The organism is Legionella hackeliae (assembly GCF_000953655.1).
GTDB classification, from domain to species: domain Bacteria; phylum Pseudomonadota; class Gammaproteobacteria; order Legionellales; family Legionellaceae; genus Tatlockia; species Tatlockia hackeliae.
In genome coordinates this window covers 150029-173794 of the sequence record NZ_LN681225.1, presented here as the reverse complement: position 1 = coordinate 173794, position 23766 = coordinate 150029, and the positions used below count along the sequence as shown (strand labels likewise).

The following is a 23766-nucleotide window of genomic DNA, read 5'->3' as shown; positions in this document are numbered from 1 at the left end:
AAGCCGAGGCACGTAGGTAGCGCGTGGTTCAATGCTCTGTAAATAGCGCCATATACCGTGTCTAGTCAAATTCAATCAGGTTACGTATACACTACAATCCGAATGTCCTCTTTACACTTTGTCTACGTGTCTCGGCTTGTCCGAGGCATACACGTTGAATCAATCGACCGGAGCAACAGTAAACTAATTTCCGATATTGACTTGTTTGATAGTGGTAGAACCATCCTGAGCTTGTTTATAAAATAAATTATATAACCATAAGACTATTGGTAATCCCAGTAAAGTAACTCCTAATTTAAAAATCCAGGCGCTCATTGTTAAGCTTAAAATTTGTTCGTAGGGGTAAATCCCGCCAAACAACAAACTGTAATTTACTAGGCACAACAAGGATGTCGCCAGAGTGTTTGCAATTAGAATTCGCCAACCACGACTTTTACCCAATTCAGTTTTCTTTAAATACTCTAGACACAACGCATTAACTACAAAGGTCACAAACAAAGCCAGTGTCGCTGCCGGTATACGTCGTGGAACAATAAAGGAATAAAACGGATTGAGATTAAAAAACTCAGGGGAGGGTAATGCCACGGCCCCCATTAATAGCAAATCAAAGGCTAATTCAGCAGAGATTAAAACAACTGTTAGACGAAGATTCGCTTTATACCCATACAATTCACCAATTAAATTGCTAACCATAAATGTTAGTGGAAATAAGAGACCACTTGCAGCCAGTGTCCATCCATTGGAAAAAGAAACAAGGCGGTACTCACACGCCAGGCAGATTAACATAATAGTCACTGCGAAGCCTACGAGGTAGTGATATAGTGTTTGAGATAAATAATCAGGTAAAGACTTGTTAAAGGGCCAATCAAAGCGTCTAACAAATAATAAACAACTCAGATAAATAATACCCGCAGTAAATAAAATACCTGTAGCAATCATTAATGAGTCAAGATAAATGCGATTAAAACTATGCACATGCGGCTCAGAAAATAATAAATAAAAATCCAGTGTAAAAAAGGAAAAACCACCAAATAGTGCAAGCAATAATCTTTTCCTTGGAGACAAGAGTACTTCTTTCCGTTTGGCACAACACAATAAATGGGGAAGATAAAAACCTAAGCCAAACGCTAAGGTTGCAGCAAAGAACTTTTTAGGAATATCTTCAAATACTATTTGATAGGCAGGATTATCATGCATGTATTCAGCAGCAGGTAAATTGACCAGCAAATAGATCCCTACGGAAAATAAGTACAATGCAAGTATAGATTGATGTAAAACATGACGTTGCTGAACAATATTGCATTGCTTTAAAACAATAAGATAAATAATGGCTACAAGCGGACAAACTAGACTACTTGCAGTAAACATCATTCCTTGGATCTGAATTATTTTAAAAGAAACATTAATTAACAAAATAAGACAAGTCATCATGCTTATGGTAAGCGGTAAATAACTTCGTGTCTGGTGTGCAGTTGAAACAGTAGTCATAAAAGGACAATACTCATATTACAACGAAGGACTCACCATTTGGGGCTTGCCTCTAAAAGTGTGCAGTAATATACCATTATTACCTTTCTTTTTGCAAATTTTATCAAGTACGTATAATTATCCGGCATCTTGAACAAGGTAAGAATAGAATGTTCATACCTTTGTTATTTTGCAACAAAGGTATGAACTAAGCCTAATTAGTGAGGGTTGATGTAGTAGGCTGATTAATAGTCCTATGACGAATAGTGGCGTCTGGAACTAGCTTAAAAAAGGCAGGGCCCGAAGAGTTAATCCCAATATCAATTACATTTGCTTTTTGATCTTTTATAACTGCACCAGGGTTAAGCATGATTGGCACAGACTTGCTAGTACTTTGCGCTTTTGGGATCTTTTTTTTATTTATGTCCTCATCGACAAGCTCTTCAATTTGCGGTGAGGTAACCGGCTTTTGAGTAATAACCTCTGATGGGACGAGACGAAGGTGCATATCAGAATCTATTTTAACAATTGCAGAAGAAAAGTTAGTTGGCTCCTGTACTTGCCCGGTTAATAAGAAAGCATCGTCATTGTGAGGTAATGCAGGGGCTTCTCCAGGATGCAAACTACCAACATAATTACGAAACTGCCCCAATTTGAGCATAGCCTCTTCGTTTTTCAATATACTCAGAAGAATTGTAACCAGCGACTTAGGGGTCCCAAAGATAGGACGAGCCAATTCAGCAGCAGCATTGGGTGAATGCATCGCTATTTTTACTATAAGATAGGCCCTGATATCTTGAATATTTTTAATGGCATCAAGTATTCGCTGACGAGATAAAGACCAAGGTATGACTGGATCGTCAATAAATCTTTCCCCTTGAAGCATTCGTGGAAGCATTACCAGTTTAATTTTTTCAGAAACAGGATTTGTCCACATAAAATGTGCATAATCTGGAATCTTGCTCCAAGGAATTATTGATTCAGTTCGTTTTTTAAGCAATGCGGGAATTGTCTTTCTTGCCCCCTCGGCAGTTGTATCCACTACAAAACCAACCATGTTCCCATAAGCTGCTACAGGATCAGGTATATTCCGCCGTGGCTCTTTTACCGCGGGCGGCAGGGTCATTTGCGACGCAATGCCGATTTGTGAAATTAAGAGAAATTGCTGTACTGTAGATTCGTAGAACACTGCAGGCACTCCAGTGTAATACTCAATCATAGAGCAAACAAACTTGCTTAATACATAATGCGTAATACCATGCGATAATGCTAATTCTGGATATTCACGCAAGTAACGCTCTTGATCGGGCCCACAGAGTTCGGGCAAGACCAGCGTAGTCACATAACGGCCATTGTGGTAAACATCAAACGCCGCAGCCAAATTCTCTCCAACTACAGGGACATAGCCTACAAATGCAATAGCCGCTTTGGTAGACCAATATTCGATAAGATCACGGAAAGAGCCCTTTAAAAAACGCATTGTTGTACATTTTTTCTGAATGCACAAATCCATGGGTGGCGTTTCTCTCATACTATTAAATGCACCGCCTGCTTCAAGCGCTAATACGGTAGTGCGAACAACAAGCTGAGTTTTCCTGCGTGTGGTGTACACCCATTGGGCTCCCCACATTAACCATAGACCCATATAAAGTGCAGTATTGACAGACAACCAGGCTTCATTGGGATTGTCCTCCAAATAGTCTTCACCCTGCTGTTCTAATACTGTGTAAAGATAAGAGGCTACCGCTAACGGAATAGCATCCTCCACAATGATACGAGCGCCTCCCTTCACGACTTTACCTACTTTTTCCTTTGTTTCTGCTGAAATTGCAGGATCAAAAGCAACTCGCGTAAGTCTGAGTGCAGCTGGCAACTGTTCTAATAATCTACTTACAGTGTTGTAAGAGAAATTCACTATGCCACTTGTTGCCCCACTGACAGATGCGTTATTCCAAACGTCTTTTCCCCATCCCGAGACAGTTTCCTTAACTGTGGTCCATTTATCCCACCATCCCATACCAAGCTCCTGCTAAATAGTCGGAAATTCCATTCTAGGGGGAATGCTAAAAAATTACCAGAGTAGCCGAATTTTTATAAGAGCGCTCGGAAATCATGTAGGAGGGTTAAGATTTTTGTCGGTAAATTCACACAAGTCACAAATTAGACAGCGATAACATCGTGGTTTGCGGGCGATACAAACATAACGACCATGTAAAATTAGCCAATGATGTGCATCATGCAAAAATTCTTTATCTACGTTTTTAAGTAACGCCTGCTCAACTGCTAAAGCTGTCTTTCCATGCGCCAAGCCAATTCGATTCGCAACACGAAAAATATGAGTATCTACAGCCATGGTTGGCTGGCCAAATGCTGTATTCAAGACAACATTGGCAGTTTTGCGTCCCACACCAGGCAATGCTTCCAAAGCTTCACGATTATCTGGGACTTTGCCCTGATGTTTTTCGACTAGAATTTGGCAAGCCAAAATGACATTTTTTGCTTTGTTATTATAAAGACCAATTGATTTGATATAGTCTTTTAGCGCTTCTTCCCCTAAATCAAGAATAGCTTGTGGAGTATTTGCAACAGGAAATAGTTTTTCAGTTGCTTTGTTAACACTGACATCCGTGGTATGGGCAGACAACATCACAGCAATAAGTAACTCAAAATTTGAACTGTAACGAAGTTCCGTCGTTGGATGCGGATTATGCTCCCGAAAACGTTCGAAGATGGCTCGACTTGTTGATCTATCCATTATTTTTTTTCGCTTGGACCCGAGCAAGTGCCTGTAAAATATAGGTTTGTTTTGCTTTCATATCTTGCGAATCATCCTCTTTTTTTGCTAGCTGCCGTTTTTCTCGATATGAATGCTGTTTTTCCTGCTCTTCCCGCAATAACCGCGCTTGTCGTTCATTAAACCGTTGCCGGGCAAGCTCCCTATCATAAGCAGGCTCAGGAAGGATAACCAAATCAATACAGTCCACAGGACAGGGTTCAACACAAAGGCCGCAGCCCGTACACTCATGTGCAACAATACTATGCATTAGCTTGCCACTTCCTATAATGGCATCTACTGGACAGGCTTGAATGCATTTAGTACAACCAATACATTCCGCCTCACGAATTGAGGCGACCGAGGGCTCGCGCGTATTTACTCTGGCTTCGGCAAGATAAGTACTGGCATCGACTCCCAACAATTCGCCCAATGCCTTAACCGTTGACTCTCCTCCAGGTGGACAACGGTTAATAGGTGCCACACCTTGTGCCAATGCTTCAGCATAAGGCAGACAGCCTCCATAGCCGCATTCTTTGCATTGGGTTTGCGGCAATAGTGCATCGATAGTTTTAACAGCAACCATTACTTGACCTTCATTCCTGGTGCAGCCCCGGAATCAGGTTGCAACAAAAAGATACCTTTTCCATCACCTGCAGCCAAAACCATGCCTTCTGAGACGCCAAAACGCATTGTGCGAGGTGCCAAATTAGCCACCATTACGGTTAATCTTCCAATTAGATCAGCGGGTGCATAGGCTGATTTAATACCGGCAAATACTTGTTTTTTTGCATCGCCAAGGTCTAATTGCAAACGCAATAGTTTATCCGCTCCTTCAACTGCTTCAGCAGAAATGATACGAGCGACACGTAAATCAACTTTACTGAACTCTTCAATACTAATCGTATTTTCCAAGTTTTCAGGTTGAGTTTTTTTCTCTTCTGTCACCACATTCCCCTTTGTTTGTAAAAGCATAGCATCGATTTTTTCTCGCTCCACACGCACCATCAGCGGTGTGAACAGATTAATACGATGATTTAGCAGAGGTCTTTCAATATTTTCCCAATTCAGGGGTTCACAGTTTAAAAATAATTCGGCTGCCTCGGCCATAGTAGGCAATACAGGTTTTAAATAACTCATTAACAATCGGAATAAATTGAGTCCCATGGTGCAAATTGCCTGCACCTCTGACAAACGATGTTCTTCTTTGGCAAGTACCCAGGGTTTATTCGCATCAATATACTGATTCACGCGATCCGCACATTCCATAATTTGACGAATAGCTCTCGCATAATCTCGCTGAACAAACCCATCAATGATTTCCTTACGGGCAGCTAAAATCGATTCATATAAAGCAGGTTCGCTTAATTCAGCACTTAGCTGATTGTCAAATCGCTTATTAATAAATCCCGCACAACGGCTCGCTATGTTGACAATTTTCCCTACTAAATCTGCATTCACACGATTAATAAAATCATCAAAGTTTAAATCCAAATCATCCACTCGCCCGTTTAACTTCGCCGCAAAATAGTAACGCAAATAGTCGGGATTCAAATGCTCAAGGTAGGTACGAGCTTCGATAAAAGTACCTCGGGATTTAGACATTTTTTGGCCATCAATGGTCAAAAATCCATGGGTGTAGACCGCAGTTGGCAGTCGATGCCCACTACCTGCTAAAATTGCAGGCCAAAACAATGCATGAAAATAGACGATATCTTTACCTACAAAATGATACAGTTCTGTCGTTGAATCCTTACTCCAGAATTCATCAAAAGAAATTCCTGTCTCACTACAATACTTTTTAAAACTCGCCATATAACCAATCGGAGCATCCAACCAGACATAAAAATACTTGTCTTCAGTGCCTGGGATTTTAAAACCAAAATAAGGCGCATCACGTGAAATATCCCACTGCTTAAGACCTGCAGCGAACCACTCATCCAATTTATTAGCTACTTCAGTTTGTAAGTGCCCTTTACGTGTCCAATCTTTGAGTAGCTGCTCATAGCGAGGTAAATCGAAGAAGTAATGTTCAGAATCTTTCTCGATAGGTTTAGCGCCGGAAATTGCAGAAACCGCATCAATCAATTCGGTAGGCGAATACGTTGCACCACACGACTCACAATTATCCCCATATTGGTCAGAAGTACCACATTTAGGGCAGGTCCCTTTTACATAACGATCGGGTAAAAACATTTGTTTTACAGGATCATAAGCTTGTCGAATTGTTTTTTTGACAATGTCGCCAGAGAATTGCAATTGCTTATAAATAGTCGCAGCCAATTCCTGATTTTCTGAAGAATGTGTTGTGTGGTAGCAATCGTAATCAATGGCAAAGGCTTTAAAATCTCGCTCATGACTCAGTTTAATTTGAGCCGTTAATTCTTCTGGCGTTATCCCAAGTTGCTCCGCTTTAAGCATAATTGGGGTTCCGTGGGCATCATCTCCACAAACGCTAATGCAATCATAACCCAGCAATTTATGGGTACGCACCCAAATATCTGTTTGGACATGCTCCACCAAATGGCCTAAGTGTAAATGGCCATTAGCATAAGGCAGCGCACTGGTTACCAGCATTTTACGAACAGTTGTCATATCATGAGCCTATGGAAATAAAATGGCGGATTATAACGCATCCTTGGCTAGAATGCTGCACTTTATAATTACAATTTAGAGGAAATACAGATGGGTTATTGTCGAGAATACTACGATAAAAAAACGCGGCTTCGGCCGCGTTTTTTTTAAGACTACAATTATTGGCACTTAGGAACTTGAAGATTATCAACTTCATCAGTTAAAGGTACTGTTTGTTTCCTGTCAGAAACATTTGAGCTTCTGAAACCAAATGTAGATCTAACTGTGTCAGTTGGCTCAGCTTTTTTCTCAGCACAGCAGCTACCAAAAACTCTTTGAAAGAGGTTAGGCGTACCATTAAGATCTTCGTCTTCATCCTTTGCAAGTTTAATTTCTGCAGAAGGCTCGATATCTTGAGCAGGAGTAATTAAAGTATTCATGAAATTGTAAATACTAACAACGGTATTGAACAGAGTGCTAGCAGTTAAACTTGCAGCAAAAGTAAGAGCACCAACTGTAGCAACAGCAGCAGGAGTAGCCAATGTACTCAAGAATGCCAAGGGTGTTACGCCGAAAAAGCTAGCAGCAGCCAATGCAGGAATTACTGCAGGGAACAAAACAGCGAGTGTTACAGCAGCAGCCGCAGTTAAAATACCTAAAAATACTGCTAAAGAAGCTGCCCAGTGTGTACGCAAGAAATTAATAAAGCGCATAGTTTTTTTACTCCATTGGTTAAAAAATCGAGCGCATCATAACAATCTATTGCCCAGATGTGAACCGAAAATGCGCAATATGTTGTAACATTTATGTAAAGATGTGAGTTTTTAGTATTATTTGTAACGTGTTGGATCAGTTAGATTTGCCGCTTTAAATCCTTGTTTTCTAAAAGTACAACTATCACAAATACCGCAGGCTTCACCAGCTTCTGTTGCCTGGTAACAGGATACGGTCAAAGAATAATCAAGTCCTAGATTTGTTCCCTTTAAAATGATTTCTTCTTTGGTTAAAAATTGCAACGGAGCATGAATCTTAACAGTATCGCCACTGACGCCTGCTTTAGTTGCTAAATTTGCCATCTTTTCAAATGCTGCGACAAATTCAGGACGGCAATCAGGATACCCCGAATAATCAACAGCATTAACTCCGATAAAAATATCCCGAGCCTCCAGAATTTCAGCATAGGCTAGAGCCATTGCCAAAAAAATTGTATTGCGTGCAGGAACATAGGTTATGGGAATCTCTTTGGATCCGGAGTATTCAGGGACTGGTATAGCGTTATTGGTTAAAGCAGACCCACCAAATTGACCAATATCAAGATCGGTAATACGATGCTCAACTGCACTTAAGTGCTTGGCAACACGAGTTGCTGCTGCTAATTCAGCGGGATGACGCTGGCCATAACGAAAACTTAATGCATAACAAGCATAACCCTCTTGTTTAGCTAGAGCCAAACAAGTCGCAGAATCCAATCCCCCAGACAGCAATATGACTGCTTTTTTCATAATAAGCTCACAATCTCAAAGTGTGTTGACAGTTTTTAAAGCCAGGCTCCATTCTCCTTCAAAGCCACGTTTCCATTCTCCTTCAAAGCCACGTTTCCATTCTCCTTTAAATCCGCGTACGGCTTTCTTTAAACCCATGTCCGGCTATCTTTAAGCCTACGTCCCGCGGCTTGTCCGCGGGATCCATAGTGCCCAACCACAGCAAATTAGCATCCTAATGAAATGAAATACCAGCACGCACCTAACTTGTCGTTAAAAAAATGGCTATTATCATCATTGTAAACAGATCAAGCAATGCAAAACCCCAATAAGAACAAATTTCGAACAAAACAACCCTATCTATACCTTAAAATATTTGGTTTTTTTAACTATTTTCTTATTAAAATCATTTAACCTACTTATAAAAGCTTAATTTCAGTAAATTAGGTTTCAATTGTGTAAATTTAAAAGGCCCAGGCTTGTGACGTGATTCCGTGCTATGTTATAAAAAAGAACAGTTTGAACATTTATACAGTCTTTTTTTTGGTCACCAAAGACTCTCTATTTATGAGGTGATATCATGAGCGCGAGCAAAGATGCAGTCAATCAGACAACTGAGTTGTTGACATTAGCCGAGCTTCTTTATCGCGAGCGCAATGAAACTACTTCAAAAATATTTGGTGACATCGTCACATTAAATGAACAACGACGGGAAATTGCTAGTTTGTTGGGTTACCACAGCGCACAACTGTATGCTATGAATCCCATCATGTTTCAGTTTTTAAAACCTGCCCAGCGAGCTCAAGTTGAAAAACAACTTATCTTTACTCTGTATCTATTAGCAGCTCAGGCTCATCTTGATGATGCTGAAGATAGAACTAAAAACCTGCAAGGCTCACTTGATGGCATAAATTTGTGCTTGAAGCGTTTAGGCGAGTTAAAAGGTTACACGACAAAACCTATTGACAAAAATGAAGCTCAATTAAAAGAGGCTGTTGACAACTCCGAAAAATATTTGAAATTTTTGGGATTAACTATTTTAGCCCCTTGGCTTGTGTCAAGAATGACCGAGTTTTTTAACCTTACAGTAAAAGAGAAGAATGATGCTGAGAAAGCAGCCGAAGTCGTTAATAAAGAGAACGATACATCTACTCTGGCTTATCAAATGGGCGTTGACCAAAAGCAACTAACAGGTGTTGCCGATGGTAAAAAAACCTCTCTTCTAGTCGACTGGATGAGTCAAATCAATGGTCGACGTCTCTACTGGGTTTGGGGCGGAGGCATGCTTGCGTCTGCATTGGAACTGTTAGCTTTTGAAGGCATTTTACCCTCTGATCAAATTAAGCAAGCACAAAGTAATTTAAGTACGCCCTCTCCAATCACGGGTTATATGAGTTGGGTACTGTATTATACACGTTTCGCTGTTCACTTGGGTTTGCTATTAAAACACACCATCGCAGGTCCGTGGATGAGTCCGGAAGAAGCAAAAATTCCGGCTTGGGAGCGATTTAAAACTCAGTTGGTACAACGTAAATTTGCTATAATCAACGACTCAGTCTGGGCAACAGCCAACCTGGTTTGCTTCTTCTGGTTGCGAGGCGGAGGCGCACTCGGTCACGCCGGTAATATCTTAACAGCACTTTTATTATTAATGGATTTAATATTGAGTATTGTTGCTCTTATCGAAGAAAGCACCAAACACAATAAAGAAATGGAAGCATTTAACAAGAAGGAAATAGAACTCGGTGAACAACGTGCTACATACGCAGCGTCTATCGACACGGCTGAAAAGACACTTGCAGCACTTAGAACCTCTATTCCGGATTACGAAAATAATGAAGTAGTCAATAAGAAATTAGAGGAAATTAAACTTTGGCAAATCCAATTGGCAGAGACAGAAGCAGAGCTTAAACAATTGCAGAAAATTAAAAAGCAAAGCGAAATGGCTTGGAAATACAAGAAATTTGGCTTGATTAATAATACTGCTTATGCCGCCGGTTTATTATTTGCTTTCGCTTTGTTCTGTTGCTTCTTCTTCCCACCTGCAGCCTTAGCACCTGCTTTGATTCTTGTGATGGGCGTTGCCGGGGCAGCATTATGTTTTACCCTGACTATCCTTTATGCAGCAATCAATGGGGGTCTCGATATTGCCAAATCCAAAGACTCCATTAAAGCAGCACGTGCAGAATGCAAAGATTTAATGATCCAGTTTGCTAAAGAAAGCGATCCTGACATTAAAAAACAATTGTATCTGGAGATGAAAGCGTTAATGGCCGAATCTGAGTACCAGGAAAGATTGGTTCGCTTCCAGGCCGTGCAATTGGCTCGAGCCGTCTTTGTTGATGCCTTTATTCCTGCTTTAGTATTTGCATCTTTGGTGTTTATGCCATTAGGAATTGGTTTAGGCGTTATGGCAGCGGGGCTTGCAGTTGCCGTTATTTCTCATCTTATCATTAGTCGCTTTGCTCCAGAAAAAGCGCCAATAAAGGATTTGAAAGATGTGGATTTGGCTGCTTTTGAGAAAGAGTTTAAAACATTTGAAGATAAATTTAATATAACTTTTGTTGATGAGGAAACTTCTGTCGAGAAAATCACTGATGATGGGGTCGTTGCTTTCTTTGCTGAACCTAAAAAAACAAATGGTCATAAATTATTTGATCAAACCAATAAGAGCGGCTATCAACGATTATCCCCGGGCGATAAAAATGATATTGCTTTAGATGGTTTATCCTCATCTAAATAAAGTTACTCCATTACTTTTTGAATACCCAACCTTGTGTTGGGTATTCTGTTAAAAAAGTGTATAATTGCAAGATTTGTTGCGCAGTTATTTTTCCTCATGAATCTTGAAAAGCATTATGATGTTATCGTCATTGGCGGTGGCCATGCGGGTACTGAAGCCGCGCTAGCTGCAGCACGTCTGGGTGCCCAGACCTTATTACTCACCCATAATATGGATCTACTCGGCCAAATGTCCTGTAATCCCGCCATTGGTGGAATTGGGAAGGGTCATTTGGTGAAAGAAATCGATGCTCTTGATGGCGCTATGGCCTTAGCTGCTGATAAAGCAGGCATTCAATTTCGCATTCTCAATGCTTCAAAAGGTCCTGCTGTCAGAGCTACGCGTGCCCAGGCTGATCGCGTGCTTTATCGTCAGGCCATTCGCCAACAACTACAAAGCCAGCCAAACTTGACCTTATTCCAACAAGCCGTAGATGATTTGCTCGTTGAGGGTTCTCGTGTGACGGGAGTGGTTACCCAGATGGGCCTAACCTTAAAAGCCCATGCCATTGTGCTCACCGTAGGCACCTTCTTAGGCGGCAAAATTCATGTGGGTATGAAACAACATGCAGGCGGACGTGCAGGTGATCCTCCGGCTATTGCTTTGGCAAATCGCCTGCGCGAACTTGATTTGCCCGTTGGCCGTTTAAAAACAGGAACGCCACCTCGTATTGATGGTCGTTCTCTTGATTACAGTCAAATGACTGTTCAACCTGGTGATGAACCCGTACCAGTATTCTCTTATTTGGGAACGACAGCACTACATCCCCAGCAAGTACCTTGTTACATTACCCATACCACGAGTCTCACGCATGAAATTATTCAGGAGAATCTGCATCAATCGCCCATGTATGCTGGCGTTATTGAAGGTATTGGTCCCCGCTATTGCCCTTCGATTGAAGACAAAATTGTTCGTTTTGCTGACAAATCTTCTCATCAAATTTTCGTAGAACCTGAAGGCTTAACCACGGATGAAATTTACCCAAATGGCATTTCAACCAGCCTACCTTTTGAAGTGCAGGCCCAATTTGTAAAAACCATTAAGGGATTTGAAAATGCGCATATTACCCGCCCGGGTTATGCGATTGAATACGATTATTTCGACCCCCGCGGTTTAACACCATTTCTGCAAACAAAACCATTGAGCAATCTGTTCTTTGCCGGCCAAATTAATGGGACGACCGGTTATGAGGAAGCAGCAGCCCAGGGAATCATTGCCGGAATGAATGCCGCATTGCAAACGCAAGAGAAAGAGCTATGGTGTCCGCGTCGCGATGAAGCTTACGTCGGTGTGCTCATTGACGATCTTATCACTTGCGGTACCCAAGAACCTTATCGCATGTTTACCTCCCGAGCAGAATATCGCCTGTTACTGCGTGAAGATAATGCCGATTTGCGTCTTACTGAAAAAGGACGCGAACTCGGTTTGGTGGGTGATGCCCGCTGGCAAGCCTTTTGTGAAAAACGAGAAGCCATTGAAGCAGCCCAAGCACGTCTTAAAGAAACCCTTGTACGTGTTTCCCACAATGAAGCATTAAGCCATATTATTGACAATCCCCTGCAACAAGACTGCAAAGCCGCAGAGTTGTTAAAACGCCCGGAAGTGACTTATAACGATTTACAGGCGGTTTCCTCTTTAGAATTACCGGTATTAAGCGACGATGTGGCCGAACAAGTAGAAATTCAGAGTAAATATGCAGGTTATATTGAACGGCAGATACTTGATATTGAGCGTCTGCGCAAACATGAAAATACACAATTACCTGAATCATTGGATTACAGCAAGGTTTCTGGACTATCAACCGAGGTCATGCAAAAATTAACTCGCATACGACCAACAACACTTGCACAAGCAGGTCGCATTTCGGGGGTAACACCAGCAGCACTCTCATTGCTTTTAGTTCATTTAAAAAAGCATAGAGAACCAGCATGAACCAATCTGCAAACATTGCGCGGCTGCTTCATGAAGGGCTTGCCCAACTTGGCATAGAAACAAACGCAGCTTCTTTGCTTCAGTATCTGTATTTGTTGGATAAATGGAATCGTAGTTATAACCTAACGGCCATTCGCGATTTGGATACCATGGTGACACGCCACCTTTTGGATAGCTTAGCCATCACCCCCTGGATTCATGGCACACGAATTCTTGATGTCGGTACAGGCGCTGGTTTGCCAGGAATTCCATTAGCCATTTATAATCCACAGCTTAAAATTGTCTTATTGGACAGTAACGGTAAAAAAACTCGCTTTTTGCAAGAGGTAAAACGGGTATTAGCGCTTGATAATGTCGACGTTGTTCAATCGCGTGTCGAGAACTACCACCCACAACAAGGTTTTGATACAGTAACAAGTCGAGCCTTCAGTGACTTAGCGCAAATGATCAAATGGACTTCCCATCTCATTGGTAAGCAAGGTATTTGGCTTGCCATGAAAGGGCGCTATCCTGAAACTGAATTAGCAAGCATCAACCAACCTTACCAGGTGGACTCTTACTCAGTACCCGGTCTGGATGGTGAGCGTTGCTGCGTCATCATCAAAAATGCAACTTAAGGAATAAACCATGGCAAAAGTCATCGCCATTGCCAACCAAAAAGGAGGCGTGGGGAAAACAACCACTGCAATTAACCTGGCAGCCTCCATTGCCGCAAATCGTCAGCGTGTGTTATTGATTGACTTAGATCCACAAGGCAATGCCACCATGGGTTCAGGTGTTGATAAAAATGCGCTGGTGCATACGACCAATGATGTATTACTGCGCGATTGCCTGGCAGAACAAGCCTGCCTGACCACCACCTGTGGTTTTGATTTAATACCGGCCAATGGTGATTTGACGGTTGCGGAAGTGAGTTTGATGGAACAAGACCATCGTGAAACATTTCTTTCTAAAGCATTACAGTCCGTGCAAAATACTTATGATTTTATTCTCATTGATTGTCCCCCTGCATTAAATACACTAACAATTAACGCCTTGGTTGCTGCAGATTCGGTATTAATTCCCATGCAATGCGAATACTATGCGTTGGAAGGTTTAGCCTCATTGATTTCAACAATCGAACAGGTTAAAGCGAGTGTGAATTCACGTTTGCACATTGAAGGTCTGCTACGTACCATGTACGATGCACGTAACCGTTTATGCTCAGAAGTCTCCAAACAGTTACTTGAGCATTTTAGTAATAAAGTTTATCGAACGGTAATACCCCGTAACATTCGCCTAGCCGAAGCACCCAGTCATGGTATGCCGGCATTACAATATGATAAAACCTCTCCTGGAGCTGCAGCTTACATGGTTTTAGCGGCGGAAGTTATCAGCAAACAAACGGTCGCCGTTTAAATTGAGGTAATTATGACAGTTAAATCCCGAGGTCTTGGACGAAATTTATCCGCGTTGTTAGGAACTGGTACCGCATTGATCACAGAAAAACCAGCTACGCCAGAAAGTTTAAAATTAGCCATTCATTGTCTGCAACCAGGAAAATACCAACCTCGTGGTGAAATTGAAGAAGCCCCTCTTGCTGAGTTAGCTGCATCTATTAAGCAGCAAGGGGTACTGCAACCCTTAGTGGTGCGTGAAATTGCCAATGGCCAGTATGAAATTATTGCAGGAGAACGCCGCTGGCGAGCTTCACAACTTGCAGGCTTAACTGAGGTTCCTGTCATTCTTCGCCAAGTAGACGATGAAACTGCTATGGCCATAGCACTGGTGGAAAATTTACAACGCGAAGATTTAAATGCCATGGATCAAGCTCGCGCCATGCATCGTCTAACCACCGAGTTTGGTCTCACTCATCAACAAATCGCTGATCTTCTTTCCAAATCACGCACTGCTGTCAGTAATTTTTTGCGTTTGCTGCAATTAACACCGGAAGTCAGACGTTTGTTAGAAAATGGCGATATCGATATGGGACATGCTCGTGCACTATTAATGCTGGATGAAAAACAGCAAGCCCAAGTCGCACAACTCATTATTGCCAAAAATCTCTCCGTTCGTGAAACTGAAAAGCTAGTTGCCCGTGTCAAAGAAGGCAAAACAGAACAAGTGCCCAAACCTGAAATTAACCCCCTGTTACAAGAACAAGTCCGCACCCTATCCCAGCGTTTAAATGCCGCAGTTAAAATTAATCCGGGCAAAGCGGGTAAGGGCACATTAGTTATTCACTATAACAATCTGCAAAGCCTACAATCAGTCATTGACGAATTAATTAACAAATAAAGCTCAAGTTTTGATCAACTCCGCCGATATAGCCTAATATGACGCGCGGAGTGCTCTTATGCAAATCCAACCCGTGCAGCCTGTACCCGTCAAACTAAAATGCGGACATACGCATGCTTCCTGTTTGTTAGTTGAATTGACCGACACAGAGATGCAGGTAACCAGTACCGATTATCTTGACAAAGACAGTCCTGTAATCTTCAGCGCCCAATTTTTTCATGGCGAAGCCATCATTACGCACATTAGTTTTTTGAATTATCGATTCATCTATACTTTGGGTATTAATCAGATTAAATACCAACCTGGGTTATTGGTGAATAAGCAGCTGTGAATTATTCCTTTCGGCCAAAGTATTTTGTCAGCAAAATAACCTCGGCAATTGCCGAGGATTATCAACTAATACATGAAAGGACATCGTGTTTCTGAAGCATTTTGTGTCTCGTTTTCTGTTATTTTTTTTATAACCGGTGCAGCGTATTGATGAAGAATATCTCGCTGCATAGATTTTTTATCGTTAAAAACGAGCCCACCAATAAGGCTGTTACAAAGTTCCTTACTCAAATATTCAATCATCATAGTACCCGTGGCTTGAGACATCAGTTGAGGTGGCATTTCAGCATAAAAGACCAAATCATTATCCTCTTTGCTTTGATTCTTAAAGTAATGTTGAAGATATTGCACCTCAATCATCCCTTGTCGAGGGCCTTGAGTTCCGGCAACCACAGCACGTGCATCCGCCCTATCCAAAATTCCCAATGACTCCCAGGACTTAAGAATTTCATGCAGACTACGAATCTGCAGCTCAGTCACTTTCTCGCTAATTTGCTGAAGTAAGGAAGTCTGTTTCTCTCGTAATTGTGACACCAATTCCAAAAGAGATTGCTCCTTTTCCAGTTCCTGCAGTAAACAAGCAGTCAATTTCTCTCCCAAAATTAACGATTCTTTCTCGATATCTGTTGCTTGCTCAAGAATTTCCATTAAATCGTCATAGATTCCCTTAAGATTCGAGCGCTCATTGATTAGTTTGCCCTTTTGCTGCAAATCCCCCAAAATGAGCAGTGTTGTTGAAAGATGCAATAGTGTTTTCAAGTAATTATAAGCAGTCTCTTTTGCCGCTGTCGGCTGACAAGCAATTTCCTGATACTCACCTGACCCTTGTTTCTTCCACAGTAATAAATCACCGCGTAATAGAATAAGGATAGAGTCTTCTTTTAGTGCTTCTTTGGCATACTGAGCATGAATCCCGTGAAAGCGTGCATTGGCTTTATTACAAGATTTTGGTAAGTGCGATTTATCTACGGCTATAGGATTCGATTGAAATAAACGGTAACGAGTAGAGGAAGGGGAGATTGGAATAGGTTTTTCACTATCTCTATCTAAAAAGATACCCCCGGTCCTTGCTTAAATTTGCAATAGAGTCGCCATTGTGTTGTTGTTTAGCATCGTCTAATTGGGCTTTAATGGTTTGTGTATTAAGCATTAGTTTTCTCCAGTGATTAAATGCCATTACACTGTAGAATTTTTTACACACTTATGTCAATAACAAACCATTGTGATTTTACGACAATCAAACCTAAACAGGCTTAACACCTTGATCCTTGTTCGCGTTATTTCTGTAATCTCTTGGTTAATTTGGCTTAAATCAATTACGGTAGTGTTAGTCATTTTGGAAAATAGAAATCCGAACTGTGTAACGTCGTTAGTTTTATCACCTGCATCTATCAATTTTCCATTCTTTATGATCTCATGAATTAATTATGTTTTACCTGCAGACAACGCACCAAAAAAGCAAATGAGGCATTTTTCCTCACAAAAACGATTTTTAGTCATTTTAGCTCTAGGATATTGAGAGAGAATTATGGAAAAAAGACACCGCGCTTCACTGATTATCTATGCTATATAAATCCCTTATACTTCGCATATTAATTATTAATTTTTATTTCAATGTGATCAATGTTTATTCTTATGTTTTTATTTTAATCCTTATTTGTCATGAAAAGAAAAGAAGAAATCGAAGATACTAATCTCTTTGAAGTGTTACCTAACGAAACAATAAATCACATTGTAGATGCCCTTAAAAAAGAATCCGGAGCCCAACGAAACTTCGCCACTAGCTGTCGATTCTTTTATAAAAATTATAACGACCAATGGTTAATTAACAAATTAATTGAGGCTGTTATCATCTGCAATCAAAACAAAGTCCAAAAGATTCTTGTAAACCATCCTGAATATATGTTCGAAAAAATGAATGAGCTAAAGGACTTATCAGGGCGCACTTTTTAAAACATCTCTATTTGGCAATACGTACTTTGGACCCTTGATGTTCGATATATGGCTCCCATGATGCTCCAATGTCTCCCTCAAAACGAAGAGGGCGAAGCCATGCGAGTAGAATTGCTTACACAATTTGAAGAGGTGAAATCTCATGGTGTTATCTATCGTTTAATGGGTGAATTACATAGAGAAACTCAGTACAATTTTTCAGTGTTACATGCATTAAATAATTATGTCGCTTATTTTGAAGAGCATGGATTAGATATATTTGAACAAATGGATAAAAGTTTAGTAATTGGCTATGAACAAAAATTAATACCCGCTCATATTGCCCAACATTACTGCGAACTCGCTGTCCCGTTTTGGCCAACACCTTCATTTAAACACGATCATTTGAAGCGCATGTTAACAGTGGCCTATAGTGGCGATTGGTATTCCACCGCCAATGAAGAGACCGCTTATCATCCTGTAACCAAAGAAAAACAACGATATGCAATGAGTACCCGTTTTTTAACGCTAATAGAAGCAAAAATTGATGCGAGAGCTCTTGAGGAATTACAAAAAGTACGCTTAGAGGATTTAAACGCGCTTCACCTGAATTTACAAAAGCCAATACATTGCTCACCGCATTTAGCTGGTTAGAATTGCAAGAAGTAGCCTGGTTGGCGCAAAGCGGCAACCGGGTTTTGAATTCATTTTTTAAATTTTAGTATTCAAATGTCTAACAATATGTTAGTTAATGATTATTGCAATAACATTCACTAATTATCACACTATGAGTATCGCTATTGTTTGGTTTCGACAAGACCTTCGATTATCGGATAACCCCGCTTTTGCTAGCGCATGCAATGAGCATGAGGTGGTCATCCCTATTTTTATCTTTGACAAAGAAACAAGTGTCCTTGGCAGTGCACAGAAGTGGTGGCTTCACTATAGTCTTAACGAGTTAGCTAACTCGTTGGCAGATTGGGGATTACCATTCGTGTTACGGGCAGGAAATCCCTTTGATATTCTGATGGGTTTAATCCAGGAATCAAGAGCTGATGCTGTCTATTGGAATCGCTGTTATGAGCCAAACGCGATAAGACGAGATACAAACATTAAAACAGCCCTTTTAGAGCAGGGCATTGCGGTTCATAGCACCAATGGGAGTTTGTTAAATGAACCTTGGTGTATTAAAAACCAAAGCGGGGATTATTTTAAAGTTTTTACTCCTTTCTGGAAACAATGCCTAAAAACATTAGCCATTCCAAAGCCATTTACGATCTCAAATCATCCTCAAAAATTAGAATTGCACTCAGACGTTTTAGACGATTGGAATTTACTGCCTAAAAAACCTAATTGGGCTTTTAATTTCTCTAATTATTGGCAACCGGGTGAAAAAGGTGCTCAGGAAAAATTGAAACATTTCATCCAAAACAAGCTTAAGCGCTATAAAACTCATCGCGATGTCCCCATCGAGGATGCCACCTCAAAATTATCTCCTCACTTACATTTTGGTGAAATTTCTCCCTGGGAAATAGTGCGTAACTTGGAGCTTATCAAGGTTGAGGAGCAATCCAATTTAAACGCGATTGATTGTTTTTTATCAGAACTGGGATGGCGTGAATTTTCCTATCATCTTTTGTATCATTTTCCCAATCTCGCTAAAGATAGTTTTAGAGAGGAGTTTGATTTATTTCCGTGGCATAGTGATGAAAATCTCCTTCAATATTGGTACCAGGGCAAAACCGGTTATCCGCTAGTTGATGCGGGGATGAGGGAGTTATGGTCAACAGGCTACATGCACAACCGTGTAAGAATGATAGTAGCTTCTTTTTTAACCAAAGATTTATTTCTTGACTGGCGCCTGGGGGCTGATTGGTTTTTAGATACCCTGGTTGATGCGGACTTGGCTAATAATAGTGCGAGTTGGCAATGGGTTGCAGGTTGTGGTGCAGACGCAGCGCCCTACTTTCGTATCTTTAATCCTATTTTGCAAAGCGAAAAATTTGACCCCAATGGGGATTATATCCGCCAATGGGTTCCAGAACTGTCAAAAGTTGGTCCTAAATACATTCATCAGCCCTGGTTAGGCAGCTTCTCACAAACCGGGATAACGATCGGTAAAGACTATCCTGCGCCGATTGTTGATCACAACGACGCCAGGAAAACCGCCTTAAAATATTACGACCAAATTAAACACCATCGCTTCAATGAATAACCCTTATCTGATAGCGTTAAATGTGATTACGAAGCATAAGTTCCTTAGGATAAGGATTAAGATAACTCTGCGTACTTAAATAAGGTTGAGGATAATGTTTTAAATGATGGTTTAGCAAAGTTACAGGGACTATCAAAGGAAGCAAGCCAGAACGATAGTCGTAAATTGATTCTATCAATTCCTGCTTATCAACCGCTGCCAATTGTTTCTTAAAGTAACCCAAACAATGTTCAAGTACATTGGTATGTTTTTTAGGGGTAGCAAGATAGGACATACCCTGCATAAAGGTATGAATATAATTTTTTGCAAGAGACTCGAGATCATATTTTTTAAGCTCGGCAACTTTTTGGCCTAATAACTTGTAGGTTGCTGGGGAATGGGCCATAAGCGTTAACTTGTGACGCGTATGAAACTTAACGAGTTTATTGGCGTTGAAATCGGATTTTGTGAGCGTTTGCCATTCATTGTAAATGAAAATTCGTTCAATAAAATTTTCACGCAGACGATAATCCTGAAGGCGCCCCTCTTCTTCAATCGGTAAAGAAGGATAAGTTTCCTGAAGAGTGCGAGCAAATAATCCCTGACCATGAAGCGGCGTTTTCCCATGTTCCTGGTAAATTTTGACACGCTTTAAACCACACGAAGGCGATTTGCTTTTCAAAATATAACCTGATATTTCAGTCAACTGAGGCATGGCTTGTCGTGAGAAATTTAACATTTCAGACGTGTATTCACGAGCATGGTCTTTTGAATTAACCAATTTGGGATTATCAGGATCCCCACGTAACTGTATTGCGGGACGAGGAATGCCAAGTCCGATAGCCACCTCAGGACAAATTGGAGTAAAATCGACGTAATTAGCAAGCAGGTCACATATGAAATGGTCACGTTTATGACCACCATCAAAGCGAACTCGCTCTCCAATTAAACATGATGAAATACCTATTACAAGATTTTTAGTCATATTATCTGCTTTAAATAAAATATGTTCCCTAAATAAGCGTAGCCTGGTCGGCGCACAGCGACAACCTGGTTTTCCGAATGATTAACCATGAACAGGATAAATGATAACCCGAGTGTCAGCAAAGCTTCCACCAGGCAACGTTTGCTAATTCAGCTTGGTTTTATCATTTTTTCCGAGGAACTCTAGGATCAATGTCGATTGGATCAAATCCTGGTGGATATTGAGGTACATAAGGATCATCGTGGTCCCCAAATTGTCCAAAACCACCAGAAATATCCTTTAATTTGTTTTTATTAACTTTTTCTTTCGTTTGTTTTTTTGACTTGGCTTGAGAAGACTTTTTCATAATTTTATCCTGTAACAAAGAAAGGTCTTTTAAAGCATAGTCTAAATTTTCAACAAGGATTTTAACGAGCTGTGATTATACAACCTCGTATTAATCACCAGGATTAGCATCTCCTTTTTTTTTACTAAAAAATAAATCGGATAGCAAATCCTGCGCACTTTCATATTGCAACATTTAAAGATACGATTAGCCAATTTCGTCTTAACCTTCTTATTGAATAAAAATGAATTTTATTGATGCCGTTATTTCTTGGGTTGATGGATATGATCCCGTTTATCAAAATAAATTAAAAACATTTTGCACTGAAAAAGGCATTCACCAACATACCGCGGTCGAACCAACTCGTATTCAGCAACGTAATGAAATTCATTATTGCTTACATGCTCTACGTCGCTATGCCTCATGGATACGAACTATCTACATCATCACTAATCAGCAAGTACCTCCCACAGTAAAGGCTTTAGAGGGCACAGAGTTTGGAAATAAAATAAAGATTATTGATCAAAATGATCTATTACTTGAGAGCAATTCGACATCTCCTGTTTTTAACAGCATTAGTGTCGAATGGTTAATCTGGCGAATTAAAGGATTATCTGATCGATTCATTTATTTAAATGATGATTTTTTTATTATCCGCAATGTCACTCCTGAGGATTTTTTTAAAAACGATTGTGTGCTTCTTCGCGGTGAGTGGAAAGTACAAACCGAGCACAAATGGCGGCATCAAATTAATAATTACTTTCTCAAATTAAGAGGAAAACCCGCAGTAAAACCCCAAGACAATCCCCACCGAACTTGGCAAGAGAATAGTGCAAAGCTCGCTGGGTGGGAGAAAAAGTTTTATCTTTTACCGCATGCCCCCTTCCCTCTGCTTAAAGATACCTTTGAAAATTACATAGGGCCGGAATCAGAACTGTTTAATGAAAATATTCGCTATCCATTTCGTAATCCCAATCAAATATCAAGTATTCCATTGATGGTCCACTTGGACATTAAAAACAAGCGTGTACTTTACGATAAAAATTTTCAAACAATCATGGTCAATGGAGCCACTCATCCATTAAAGAAAATTAAATCGCGCCTGAATCATGCAACGCGTAACCCCAAAGTGGCTTTCGTATGCATGCAAAGTATTGATCAAGCCTCGGAAGCAACGCAAGAATATATGCTTGATTGGCTGAGTAAGACTATTGAAGCGTAGCCAGGCAGAAAGCGCTAACCGGGTTTTTTATGAAGCCTGTCCGTATTAGCAATCTGGATCATAGGGAATTAATACATCAACTCGCATGTTGTTATTTTACCAATGCCATAACATCGCGAGCGTAACGGATTCCTTGTAAATAGGAATTTGCAAAATCAGAAATATCTAGTGTTGATGCTTCTAAAGCACTAAATTGAGCTTCTTCATAGGCAATCGTATATTTGAGAATTTGACCTAAATCTCCCTTATGATTCAGCAAAGCGGTATTGAGTTGGTCACTTAATTGAATCTTGTTCAATAAGGATCCCATTGGTTCATTTAGGATGGCATCTAAGGTGGATAAAACGCCAACCATATAAGCCATTTGTGGTTTAGGATAATAATTCGTTTTGGCAAGAGTTTCGCACATTTTTGCGCGAATTAAAGTGCGTTCTAGAAGATCAAGTGCTACTTCATCTACGCTAGATAAGAGTAAAAGACAAAGCCAATTCCGTATTTGAATTAAGCCTAATTGGTTTATAGCATCTAACAAGGATTCCATCTTTCTACCTTGATAATACGAGACCGAGTTGGCAAGTTGTAAAATACGATAGCTGAGTTTTGGTATTTGCAGAATGATTTCTTCAACTCGATTAATAGACACTTTTTCATCATTTAGTTCGTTTAATAATCGTAATAGATTTGTTTTATTTTCGGTAAGAACCTGTCCTTTTAATGGATCGGGCTTATTCAGAAAAAATCCTTGGAAATAGTCGAAACCTAATTCAGCACACCAATTAAGTTGTTCTTTAAATTCTATTTTTTCAGCAAGTAATTTACCTCTGAAATGAGTTAATGGAGCTAATTGAGATTTAATCTGAGATTTATCAAGACCAAGAACATCAATTTTAATAATATCTGCAATCTCAATTAAGGGAAGAATTTCTTCAGTGAAAATAAAGTCATCCAGTGCAATTTTATAACCCATATTACTTAAAGACAGTAAACTACTTATAAGTGCTTCATCGATAATGACATTCTCAAGAACTTCAACAACGATACGATTTTGAGGAAGGATTTGAGGTATTTGCTGAATTAGATGATTATAAGTAAAATTGATGAATCCCAGCTTATCTCCAATCACAGCGTCTAGATCAAGATTAGCAAATAATTGTGTTATTACCGTTGAGGTGGCCCTGTCACCATCAATAGTACTATCTTCTACATTTGAAACTGACCTATTGTCATCCCGATAAAGCAATTCATAGGCACAAACTTCGCTTTGCTTATTATAAATACCTTGACGAGCGAGTAAGGTGTGTATTGGTATATCAACCATATAAAATCCTTATCAGTATTAAATGCAATACCGCATCAGCCTTTCAAATTGCTCAGGTTATTAAATTATAAAAGAATTTACTCGTTGGGTCATTGGTTCATGTTGCTCTAATATACTAATCGGCGTAAATCGCGCGCAAACCTTGTTCCAAATGGTATTTTTATTGTTAGCATA

At 40.2% G+C, this 23766-nt stretch carries 21 protein-coding genes; 10 read left to right on the top strand and 11 right to left on the bottom strand.

From position 1 onward, the window contains the following. Nucleotides 1-183: 183 nt before the first annotated feature. The 7 genes from LHA_RS00800 to queC form a co-directional block, all read right to left on the bottom strand. Nucleotides 184-1488: a VUT family protein gene (locus tag LHA_RS00800; protein WP_045104855.1), complete on the bottom strand. Its 1305-nt coding sequence runs from the start codon at nucleotides 1486-1488 to the stop codon at nucleotides 184-186. Between the two features lie 193 nt (nucleotides 1489-1681). Then, nucleotides 1682-3484: a hypothetical protein gene (locus LHA_RS00795; RefSeq protein WP_045104854.1), complete on the bottom strand. Its 1803-nt coding sequence runs from the start codon at nucleotides 3482-3484 to the stop codon at nucleotides 1682-1684. A 93-nt stretch (nucleotides 3485-3577) separates the two neighbouring features. Next, entirely contained in the window at nucleotides 3578-4222 is a 645-nt protein-coding gene (gene nth / locus LHA_RS00790; protein WP_045104853.1) for an endonuclease III, read from the bottom strand. Then, nucleotides 4215-4826 carry an RnfABCDGE type electron transport complex subunit B gene (locus LHA_RS00785; RefSeq protein ID WP_045104852.1) on the bottom strand — a complete coding sequence of 204 codons (612 nt, stop codon included), beginning with the start codon at nucleotides 4824-4826 and terminating at the stop codon, nucleotides 4215-4217. The genes nth and LHA_RS00785 overlap by 8 nt, the downstream gene beginning before the upstream one ends. Beyond that, nucleotides 4826-6835, bottom strand: coding sequence for a methionine--tRNA ligase (gene metG / locus LHA_RS00780; protein ID WP_045104851.1), 2010 nt, complete (start codon nucleotides 6833-6835; stop codon nucleotides 4826-4828). The genes LHA_RS00785 and metG overlap by 1 nt, the downstream gene beginning before the upstream one ends. 158 nt (nucleotides 6836-6993) lie before the next feature. Continuing rightward, a complete protein-coding gene (locus LHA_RS00775; RefSeq protein WP_045104850.1) occupies nucleotides 6994-7527 on the bottom strand; it encodes a hypothetical protein in 534 nt (177 codons plus the stop codon). A 117-nt stretch (nucleotides 7528-7644) separates the two neighbouring features. Further along, nucleotides 7645-8316, bottom strand: coding sequence for a 7-cyano-7-deazaguanine synthase QueC (gene queC / locus LHA_RS00770; RefSeq protein ID WP_045104849.1), 672 nt, complete (start codon nucleotides 8314-8316; stop codon nucleotides 7645-7647). A 559-nt stretch (nucleotides 8317-8875) separates the two neighbouring features. Here queC and LHA_RS00765 point away from each other — a divergent pair. The 6 genes from LHA_RS00765 (at nucleotide 8876) to LHA_RS00740 (ending at nucleotide 15617) form a co-directional block, all read left to right on the top strand. After that, the gene (locus tag LHA_RS00765; protein WP_045104848.1) at nucleotides 8876-11038 is read left to right on the top strand and encodes a hypothetical protein; all 2163 of its coding nucleotides are present in this window, start codon (nucleotides 8876-8878) and stop codon (nucleotides 11036-11038) included. A 96-nt stretch (nucleotides 11039-11134) separates the two neighbouring features. Next, on the top strand, nucleotides 11135-13009 hold the full coding sequence (gene mnmG / locus LHA_RS00760; RefSeq protein ID WP_045104847.1) for a tRNA uridine-5-carboxymethylaminomethyl(34) synthesis enzyme MnmG: 1875 nt from the start codon (nucleotides 11135-11137) through the stop codon (nucleotides 13007-13009). Further along, the gene (gene rsmG / locus LHA_RS00755; RefSeq protein ID WP_045104846.1) at nucleotides 13006-13626 is read left to right on the top strand and encodes a 16S rRNA (guanine(527)-N(7))-methyltransferase RsmG; all 621 of its coding nucleotides are present in this window, start codon (nucleotides 13006-13008) and stop codon (nucleotides 13624-13626) included. The genes mnmG and rsmG overlap by 4 nt, the downstream gene beginning before the upstream one ends. A gap of 10 nt (nucleotides 13627-13636) precedes the next feature. Then, nucleotides 13637-14407, top strand: a complete 771-nt coding sequence (locus tag LHA_RS00750) for a ParA family protein (protein ID WP_045104845.1) — start codon at nucleotides 13637-13639, stop codon at nucleotides 14405-14407. Between the two features lie 12 nt (nucleotides 14408-14419). After that, on the top strand, nucleotides 14420-15286 hold the full coding sequence (locus LHA_RS00745) for a ParB/RepB/Spo0J family partition protein (RefSeq protein ID WP_045104844.1): 867 nt from the start codon (nucleotides 14420-14422) through the stop codon (nucleotides 15284-15286). 58 nt (nucleotides 15287-15344) lie between these two features. Further along, on the top strand, nucleotides 15345-15617 hold the full coding sequence (locus tag LHA_RS00740) for a hypothetical protein (protein ID WP_045104843.1): 273 nt from the start codon (nucleotides 15345-15347) through the stop codon (nucleotides 15615-15617). 65 nt (nucleotides 15618-15682) lie between these two features. On the opposite strand, the gene LHA_RS00735 is transcribed toward LHA_RS00740, so the two are convergent. Next, complete coding sequence (locus tag LHA_RS00735; protein ID WP_045104842.1) at nucleotides 15683-16375, bottom strand: hypothetical protein; 693 nt, start codon at nucleotides 16373-16375, stop codon at nucleotides 15683-15685. Between the two features lie 903 nt (nucleotides 16376-17278). On the opposite strand from LHA_RS00735, the gene LHA_RS00730 reads away from it, so the two are divergent. The 3 genes from LHA_RS00730 (at nucleotide 17279) to LHA_RS00720 (ending at nucleotide 19763) form a co-directional block, all read left to right on the top strand. Beyond that, a complete protein-coding gene (locus tag LHA_RS00730; protein ID WP_045104841.1) occupies nucleotides 17279-17569 on the top strand; it encodes a hypothetical protein in 291 nt (96 codons plus the stop codon). Nucleotides 17570-17626: 57 nt separating this feature from the next. Then, nucleotides 17627-18202 carry a hypothetical protein gene (locus LHA_RS00725; protein WP_147292375.1) on the top strand — a complete coding sequence of 192 codons (576 nt, stop codon included), beginning with the start codon at nucleotides 17627-17629 and terminating at the stop codon, nucleotides 18200-18202. A gap of 133 nt (nucleotides 18203-18335) precedes the next feature. Next, nucleotides 18336-19763 carry a cryptochrome/photolyase family protein gene (locus tag LHA_RS00720; RefSeq protein WP_045104839.1) on the top strand — a complete coding sequence of 476 codons (1428 nt, stop codon included), beginning with the start codon at nucleotides 18336-18338 and terminating at the stop codon, nucleotides 19761-19763. Nucleotides 19764-19779: 16 nt separating this feature from the next. Here the strand turns inward: LHA_RS00720 and LHA_RS00715 are convergent, their stop codons facing one another. Further along, nucleotides 19780-20727, bottom strand: a complete 948-nt coding sequence (locus LHA_RS00715; protein ID WP_045104838.1) for a YbgA family protein — start codon at nucleotides 20725-20727, stop codon at nucleotides 19780-19782. A 163-nt stretch (nucleotides 20728-20890) separates the two neighbouring features. Then, complete coding sequence (locus LHA_RS00710; protein ID WP_045104837.1) at nucleotides 20891-21073, bottom strand: hypothetical protein; 183 nt, start codon at nucleotides 21071-21073, stop codon at nucleotides 20891-20893. Between the two features lie 223 nt (nucleotides 21074-21296). Between LHA_RS00710 and LHA_RS00705 the strand changes: the two genes are divergently transcribed. Next, on the top strand, nucleotides 21297-22274 hold the full coding sequence (locus LHA_RS00705; RefSeq protein WP_045104836.1) for a hypothetical protein: 978 nt from the start codon (nucleotides 21297-21299) through the stop codon (nucleotides 22272-22274). A 91-nt stretch (nucleotides 22275-22365) separates the two neighbouring features. Here LHA_RS00705 and LHA_RS00700 read toward each other — a convergent pair whose 3' ends face one another. Beyond that, complete coding sequence (locus tag LHA_RS00700) at nucleotides 22366-23592, bottom strand: EAL and HDOD domain-containing protein (protein WP_045104835.1); 1227 nt, start codon at nucleotides 23590-23592, stop codon at nucleotides 22366-22368. Nucleotides 23593-23766 lie beyond the last annotated feature (174 nt).